Annotated in this window: 7 protein-coding genes; 6 read left to right on the top strand and 1 reads right to left on the bottom strand. The window is 59.8% G+C overall.

Annotation, left to right across the window (positions count from 1 at the left end; genetic code table 11):
* Positions 1–214: 214 nt before the first annotated feature.
* Positions 215–1,249, bottom strand: a complete 1,035-nt coding sequence (gene queG, locus DNK49_RS15345) for a tRNA epoxyqueuosine(34) reductase QueG (RefSeq protein ID WP_243632388.1) — start codon at positions 1,247–1,249, stop codon at positions 215–217.
* Between the two features lie 36 nt (positions 1,250–1,285).
* Here queG and tsaE point away from each other — a divergent pair, with 36 nt between their 5' ends.
* Genes tsaE through DNK49_RS15315 form a run of 6 tightly spaced genes read left to right on the top strand, consistent with a single transcriptional unit; the run spans position 1,286 to position 7,874 of the window.
* On the top strand, positions 1,286–1,795 hold the full coding sequence (gene tsaE / locus DNK49_RS15340; protein WP_110526404.1) for a tRNA (adenosine(37)-N6)-threonylcarbamoyltransferase complex ATPase subunit type 1 TsaE: 510 nt from the start codon (positions 1,286–1,288) through the stop codon (positions 1,793–1,795).
* On the top strand, positions 1,756–3,114 hold the full coding sequence (locus DNK49_RS15335; RefSeq protein ID WP_110526401.1) for an N-acetylmuramoyl-L-alanine amidase: 1,359 nt from the start codon (positions 1,756–1,758) through the stop codon (positions 3,112–3,114). The genes tsaE and DNK49_RS15335 overlap by 40 nt, the downstream gene beginning before the upstream one ends.
* A gap of 48 nt (positions 3,115–3,162) precedes the next feature.
* Positions 3,163–4,107, top strand: a complete 945-nt coding sequence (locus tag DNK49_RS15330) for a bifunctional riboflavin kinase/FAD synthetase (protein WP_110526398.1) — start codon at positions 3,163–3,165, stop codon at positions 4,105–4,107.
* 23 nt (positions 4,108–4,130) lie between these two features.
* A complete protein-coding gene (gene ileS / locus DNK49_RS15325; protein WP_110526395.1) occupies positions 4,131–6,935 on the top strand; it encodes an isoleucine--tRNA ligase in 2,805 nt (934 codons plus the stop codon).
* Positions 6,928–7,449 (top strand): signal peptidase II, encoded by a 522-nt coding sequence (gene lspA / locus DNK49_RS15320; RefSeq protein WP_110526392.1) that lies wholly within the window; start codon positions 6,928–6,930, stop codon positions 7,447–7,449. The genes ileS and lspA overlap by 8 nt, the downstream gene beginning before the upstream one ends.
* A complete protein-coding gene (locus DNK49_RS15315; RefSeq protein WP_110526389.1) occupies positions 7,446–7,874 on the top strand; it encodes an FKBP-type peptidyl-prolyl cis-trans isomerase in 429 nt (142 codons plus the stop codon). Before lspA ends, DNK49_RS15315 begins: the two co-directional genes overlap by 4 nt.
* Positions 7,875–7,892 lie beyond the last annotated feature (18 nt).

The raw sequence follows: 7,892 nt of genomic DNA, 5'->3' as shown, positions 1-7,892 counted from the left end.
AACAATTCAACGCCGCACTTTCCACCACAACCGCAAAACCGTCACAAACCACCGAGAACACCCGGCAACTCCTGACATCCTGCCGCTTCCTGCATCGCTGCGTTGCACTGCAGCGGTGAAGAGGTGCGCATTATATAGACCGCGAAACGCATGTCAACTGCTCTATCGCAAAAACAACCAGACACTCATCACGACACAGCAACGGACGCTGAACTCATTCAATCAGCCGCCCCAGAGCCCAGGCAACGTGCTCCCGAACCAAAGGGGAATCATCGTGAGCTCGAGCCTTCAGTGCAGCGACCACCTCTGCACCACCCGATGAGTTTCCCAGCGCTACGGCCACATTCCGCAGCCAGCGCTCATGACCGATACGATGAATTGGACTTCCGGCAGTGCGCTCCCGGAAGTCTTCCGCAGACCATGCAAAAAGAGCCACCAAGCCAGGCGCATCCAGACCATGACGCACCTTGAAGTCCGGCTCATCCGTCACGACAGCGAAACGATTCCATGGACAGACGAGCTGACAATCGTCACATCCATATATGCGGTTTCCAATCAGAGACCTGAACTCCATGGGAATTGAGCCCGGATGCTCAATGGTCAGATAGGAGATACAACGTCGTGCATCGAGCCTGAATGGAGCAACGATAGCGCCAGTCGGACAAGCGTCAATGCAAGCCTCACAACGCCCACAATGCGCACCGACCCGATCCCCGACAGGCAAAGGCAGGTCTGTGTAGATCTCGCCGAGGAAAAAGTATGAACCGGCAGTTCGATCTATCAGCAAAGTATGCTTGCCACGCCAGCCAAGCCCTCCACGCGTACCCAACTCCACCTCCAGTACCGGTGCGGAATCGACGAACACCCTGTATGAAGACGGTGCAGCAGCAACCAGCCGATCAGCCAATCGCTGCAGTCGCGCACGCAACACCTTGTGATAGTCACGCCCAAGAGCGTACCGCGAGATGTATGCAAGCCCATCGTCGCACAGAACCCGCTCCGCAGGCGCCGCATCCGGCCAATAGTTCATTCTCACGGACACTACCCGCAAAGTGCCGGGCACCAACTCTGCAGGGCGCGCCCTCTTCATCCCGTGACGAGCCATATAATCCATCTCGCCGTGATATTCGGCATCAAGCCACTGCTGCAGGCCCGACTCCGCATCACCAAGCTGGACATCGGCAATCGTCAGCGCACCAAACCCGAGATCCTGCGCCCACGCTCTCAGCTGCGTAGCAAGTACCGACATTGTCGTTTCCATGATCAACCAGACCTCGAGACAGCCATGAACACCCCAGAAAAGGCGGACGATCTTAACGAGTGCGCGCTTTCGATGCACCTCGGCGATGAGCACGACACACTGAATGCCGGCGCAAGACTTGCCGCCGCGCTAGAGCCTGGACTTCACATCTGGCTGCTTGGCGATCTCGGCAGCGGAAAAACGACCCTCACCCGCGGCATGGTCCAGGCCCTGGGACACACTGGAAAAGTCAAGAGTCCAACTTACACCTTGATTGAACCTTATGTAGTTTCTAGATTAAACTTATATCACTTTGATTTTTATCGCCTGAACTCACCTGAAGAGTATCTGGATGCAGGAATGGACGAGTACTTTTCCGGATCGGGAGTCTGCGTGGTGGAGTGGCCGATGCAGGCCAGCCCATACCTACCCCCGCCAGACCTCGAGATCCAGCTTACGCCGGAGGGCAGCGGGCGCCGCATCATCCTGCGAGGAACGAGCGAAGCGGGGCGAACATGCTTGAAGAAGATATCATCGGCGGCGGATCCGGTTTGACAAAACCCAGCAGGATAAACCGCCGGAAACTATTGAAACTCGCTGGAGCGAGCCTCGCACTGCTTGTCAGCCCTGTAGGGTTGGCAGCAAGCAGCCTGCTCGCGGTGCGGATTTGGCCTGCTGACGAATACACACGCATCACGCTGGAAGGCAACCAGGCACTCAAGTTCTCCCACCTAATGGTGAAGGACCCTGAACGCCTCGTTGTGGACCTCGAAGGCATTGAGTTGAACAGCGTGCTCAAAACGCTGCCGGGCAAGGTACTTGAATCCGACCCCTATATCAAAGGCATACGTGCCGGGCAGAACCGTCCGGGCGTCGTTCGCGTTGTGGTCGAACTCAAGGCGGAGATCAATCCTCAACTGTTTACGTTAAGCCCCGTTGGCAACTACGGCCATCGTCTGGTACTCGACCTTTACCCCACGACTCCGCACGACCCGCTACTGGCCTTGATTCAGAAGTCATCCCCCATGGAAGCCGCCGCAGGGGAAAGCAGCACGTCATCCGATCAGACCGCTGCATCATCCTCGAGCACGCCCGAGACAAACAGTCAGCCTCCCCGAAACCAGGCAAGGGAACGAAAAAATACCGACCCGGTTAACCGGCTGTTCACAGTCGTTCTGGATCCCGGTCATGGAGGTGAGGACCCGGGCGCCATCGGCCGCGGTGGCAGCTACGAAAAGAACGTCACGTTGAGCATCGCCCAACGCCTGAAACGCAAGATCGACGCCACGCCCAACATGCGTGCCGTGCTGACCCGTGACGGGGATTACTTTGTCCCGCTTGCCCAACGGGTGACGCGAGCACGGCGGGTACAAGCCGACTTGTTTGTCTCCATCCACGCAGACGCCTTTGTTCGTCCGGAAGCCCACGGCAGTTCAGTTTTCGTCCTTTCCGAGCGCGGCGCGTCCAGCACCGCAGCAAGTTGGCTGGCAAAGAAAGAAAACGACGCCGATATGGTCGGAGGTGTCAATCTGGCACGCCAGGAAGGCCACCTTGCACGTACCCTGCTTGATCTGTCACAGGCGGCAACCATTAACGATAGTCTTAAGCTGGGCCGCGCTGTACTGGCTGAACTGGGCGATATCAACAGACTGCACAAACCCGAAGTCGAGCAAGCTGGTTTTGCCGTACTCAAAGCACCGGACATCCCTTCGATCCTGGTCGAGACCGCCTTCATCAGCAACCCCGCAGAAGAGCGCAAGCTCAATGACAACGCCTACCAAGAGAAAATGGCTGACGCCATCCTTCGCGGCATCAAACGATACGCCGAAAGCACCACCCCCACCCAGCGCACTCGAGTTGCACAGCTGAACTGAGACCCTACCCCGCTTTAACGGTATAATCGCGACTTTTTTCAGGCGCTTATGCAGGTTTTACGCGGGTTTCCGGCACAGGCTCACGACGCCTGCGTGCTGACTATCGGCAACTTCGATGGTCTGCATCGCGGGCATCAGGCTTTACTGCAACTTCTTACCGACAAAGCTCGGGAGATGCGCCTGCCCGCTGCGGTAATGACCTTCGAGCCTCATCCCCGCGAGTATTTTTCTCCTGCGGACGCACCCGCCAGATTGGCCTCTCTACGCGAGAAGCTGCTACTGCTCGCGGCTGGAGGGGTGGATCGCGTGCACGTCTGCCGCTTCGATGCCCGCTTTGCAGCATTGAGTGCCGACAGCTTCATCCAGGACGGACTGATCCGGGGCCTTAATGTCCGGCATCTGTTCGTTGGCGATGACTTTCGCTTTGGCGCACGTCGAAGTGGCGATTTCGAGATGCTGCTGAACACCGGCCGCGCAAACGGGTTTGGCGTGGAGTCCATGCCGACCTTGATCATCGAAGGCGAGCGCGCATCCAGCTCGGCGGTGCGCGCGGCACTGGCAGACGGCGACCTCGATCATGCGGCATGCTTGCTTGGACGCCCTTACAGCATTGCGGGACGTGTGGTTCATGGCGACAAGCTCGGACGACAGCTCGGCTTTCCCACCGCCAACGTTCAATTGAAGCACCGACGCCCCGCCCTGTCTGGCGTATTCGCCGTTGGCGTCGAGGGGCTGGACGACCAACGCCTGCCCGGCGTGGCCAATATCGGTATCCGTCCAACAGCAACGGATGCCGCCCAAGCAAGGCTCGAAGTGCACCTGCTCGATCGCCGGGTCGATTGTTACGGTGCCCACCTTCGCATTCACTTCCTTAAAAAACTGCGCGACGAGCAGAAGTTCGCCTCTCTCGACGCCCTCAAGCACCAGATCGCTCAGGACGCCGATGCCGCCCGCGTCTGGCTCTCCCTCCATCAGACTCGCCTGCTAGGCTGAAACAACCGGACTGCTCCATTGCCATGGCCGACTACCGCAAAACCCTGAACCTGCCCGACACCCCCTTTCCGATGCGGGGCGACCTGCCCAAACGCGAGCCAAACTGGATCGCCGACTGGCAGCAAAAGAAGCTTTATCAGCGTATTCGCAAAGCCAGCGCGGGCCGGCCGAAGTTCGTGTTGCACGACGGCCCGCCCTACGCCAATGGCAGCTTGCACATCGGCCACGCACTCAACAAGATCCTGAAGGACATTATCGTCCGATCGAAGACCCTGGCTGGCTTCGACGCGCCCTACGTTCCGGGCTGGGACTGCCATGGCCTGCCGATCGAACACAAGGTCGAAGTCACCCACGGCAAGAACCTACCGGCGGACAAGGTGCGCGAGTTGTGCCGCGCCTATGCGGCCGAGCAGATCGATATCCAGCGTACCGACTTCATCCGTCTCGGCGTTCTTGGAGACTGGGACAAACCCTATCGGACCATGGATTTCGCCAATGAAGCGAACGAGATCCGGGCACTCGCCGAAATGACCCGCAACGGCTACGTGTTCAAAGGGCTGAAGCCGGTCAACTGGTGTTTCGACTGCGGTTCGGCCCTGGCGGAAGCCGAGGTGGAGTACGCCGACAAGCAATCTCCGACCATCGATGTGGCCTTCCCTGTGTCGGAGGCAGATGCCGGCAAACTTGCAGCCGCATTTGGCATCGACGCGCCGACCAAACCTGTTGCTGCAGTCATCTGGACAACCACGCCCTGGACCATTCCGGCCAACCAGGCGCTCAACGTCCACCCGGAGTTCGACTATGCATTGGTCGACGTTGGCAACCGGTTGCTGATCCTCGCCCAGGAATTGGTTACGAGCGCACTTGAGCGCCATGCGCTGGAAGGCACCGTCATTGCCACCGCCAAGGGGGCCGCACTCGACCGTATCGAGTTCCGCCATCCGTTCTACGACCGGGTATCCCCGGTCTACCTGGCCGACTATGTCGGGCTGGACGCCGGTACCGGCATTGTGCACTCGGCGCCGGCGCACGGCGTGGACGACTTCAATTCGTGGCGAGCCTACGGCCGTAGCAACGAAGAAATCCTGTCAATCGTCATGGGGGGCGGAGAGTACGTGCCCGATCTGCCCTACTTCGGCGGCATGAACATCTGGAAGGCCAACCCTGCCATTGTTGACAAGCTGCGCGAGGTCGGGGCGCTGCTGTCCAACGGCAAGATCACCCACAGCTACATGCACTGCTGGCGGCACAAGACACCGCTGGTCTATCGAGCTACCGCACAGTGGTTCGTCGGTATGGACAAGACTGCCACCGATGGCTCGACGCTGCGCGAACGTGCACTGCGGGCAGTGGAAGCCACCAAGTTCTACCCAGCATGGGGACAGGCGCGGCTGCACGCCATGATCGCCAATCGACCAGACTGGTGTATCTCCCGTCAACGCAACTGGGGCGTCCCCATTCCCTTCTTCCTGCACAAGGAAACCGGCGAGCAGCACCCGCGCACCGTCGAACTGATGGAAGAGGTGGCCAAGCGCGTCGAGCAGGAAGGTATCGAAGCCTGGTTCAAGCTCGACTCGTCCGAACTCCTGGGCGCCGAAGCATCGCAGTACGACAAGATCAGCGACACGCTCGACGTCTGGTTCGACTCCGGCACCACCCATTGGCATGTACTGCGTGGCTCGCACGACGACGGCCACCCGGAAGGGCCGCGCGCCGATCTGTATCTCGAAGGTTCCGACCAGCACCGCGGATGGTTCCACTCCTCGCTGCTGACAGGTAGTGCGATCGACGGCCATGCGCCATACCGGAGCTTGCTGACCCACGGCTTTGCCGTCGACGGCGCAGGGCGCAAGATGAGCAAGTCACTCGGCAATGTGGTCGTCCCTCAGGAAGTCACCGGCAAGCTGGGCGCGGAAATCCTGCGTCTGTGGGTTGCCTCGACCGATTATTCGGGCGAACTGTCGATCTCGAAGGAAATCCTCGATCGAGTCGTCGAGGTCTATCGCCGGGTACGCAACACACTGCGTTTCCTGCTCGCCAACACGGCTGATTTTGACATCGAGAAGGACGCCGTACCGCTGGAACAGTGGCTGGACATCGACCACTACGCACTGGCCCTGACCCGTCAGCTGGCGCAGCAGGCCGAAGGCGACTATGCCCGCTTCGAGTTCCACCGTATCGTGCAGGCCCTGCAAGTCTTCTGCGCCGAGGACCTCGGTGCGTTCTATCTCGACATCCTGAAGGATCGCTTGTACACCACGGCGGCTGACAGCCTGCCGCGCCGCGCCGCTCAGACCGCGCTCTGGCACATCACCCAAACCCTGCTCAAGCTCATGGCCCCCATCCTGAGCTTCACCGCAGAGGAAGCCTGGGCCGTGCTGCATCCGGGCGCGGACGACAGCGTGATGCTGCATACCTTCCACGCGCTTCCTGCACAGGAAGGTGAGGCAGGACTGATGGCGCGCTGGGGCATCATCCGCGGCGTACGTGCCGAAGGCCTGAAGGTCATCGAAGCCCTGCGCACGGAAGGAAAGGTTGGATCCTCACTGCAGGCGGAACTGAACCTCAAGCTTTCTGCCGACAAGTTCGGCGCCATGCAGAGTCTCGGCGACGACTTGCGTTTCGTGACCATGACCTCGATCGCCACGCTAAGCCAGGCGGACACTGCCGACGCCGAACAGATCATCGCCACCCCCAGCGCACTGCATAAGTGTGAACGTTGCTGGCATTACACCGACGATGTTGGTCAGAACGCAGACCATCCGACGATCTGCGGTCGTTGCGCAAGCAATCTGTTTGGCGAAGGCGAGCAGCGCTCACATGCCTGAGTCGCGTCGTACCGCCCTTCGGGCGATGGCACCATGGTTGATACTGGCCGTGGTCGTCGCCGTGCTCGATCAGCTTACCAAACAGTGGGTATTGAACAGCCTGCACTACGGGCAGGTGGTTCCCGTCACCTCGTTCTTTGACCTGGTGCTGGTATTCAACCCGGGCGCGGCTTTCAGTTTTCTTGCCGATCACTCTGGCTGGCAGCGCTGGTTCTTTACCGGCCTGGCCACCATTGTCAGCGGCTGGTTGCTGACGTTGATGTATCAGCATCGTCATGAAAGACTGCTTCCGACGGCCTTTGCGCTGATCATTGGAGGTGCCGTCGGCAACGTCGTCGATCGCCTGATGCACGGCGCCGTGGTCGACTTCCTGTACTTCCATGCCGGCCGCTATGGCTGGCCTGCATTCAATCTCGCCGACTCGGCGATCACGGTCGGCGTGGTGCTGATGCTGTGGGCGCAATTCCGCCACCAGGAACCCGCCGCCGACCCCAACCCGGAGCGCCCATCGTGAGCCAGACCGTTGCCGCAAACAGCCTCGTCACCCTGCACTACCGCATCACCCTGCCCAACGGCCAGCCGCTGATCAGCACATTCGACGCCACCCCCGCCACGCTGCAACTTGGCGCTGGTGAAATGCTTCCCGGCATGGAACAGTTGATCATCGGACTTGAGATCGGTAGCAACCATGTGTTTGAACTCGAGCCCGAAAACGCTTTCGGACCTCACCGGCCCGAGCTGATGGAACGGGTCAAGCGCGAACACATGCCGAACGAAGAAATCGAACCAATGAGTATCATGGAATTCACCGCACCGGATGGCTCGCGTTATTCCGGTCTGGTGCGCGAAATCGATGCGCAATCCGCGCTCATCGACTTCAACCACCCGCTGGCGGGAAAATCGATCCGCTTCGAGGTCAAGATCATCGGCACGTCCTGAGACGGTGCATCACAGAGA

It is taken from the genome of Parazoarcus communis SWub3 = DSM 12120, from assembly GCF_003226565.1.
Classification (GTDB): domain Bacteria; phylum Pseudomonadota; class Gammaproteobacteria; order Burkholderiales; family Rhodocyclaceae; genus Parazoarcus; species Parazoarcus communis.
The sequence above is the reverse complement of the archived record's forward strand: the minus strand, read 5'-3'. Positions and strand labels throughout refer to the sequence as shown.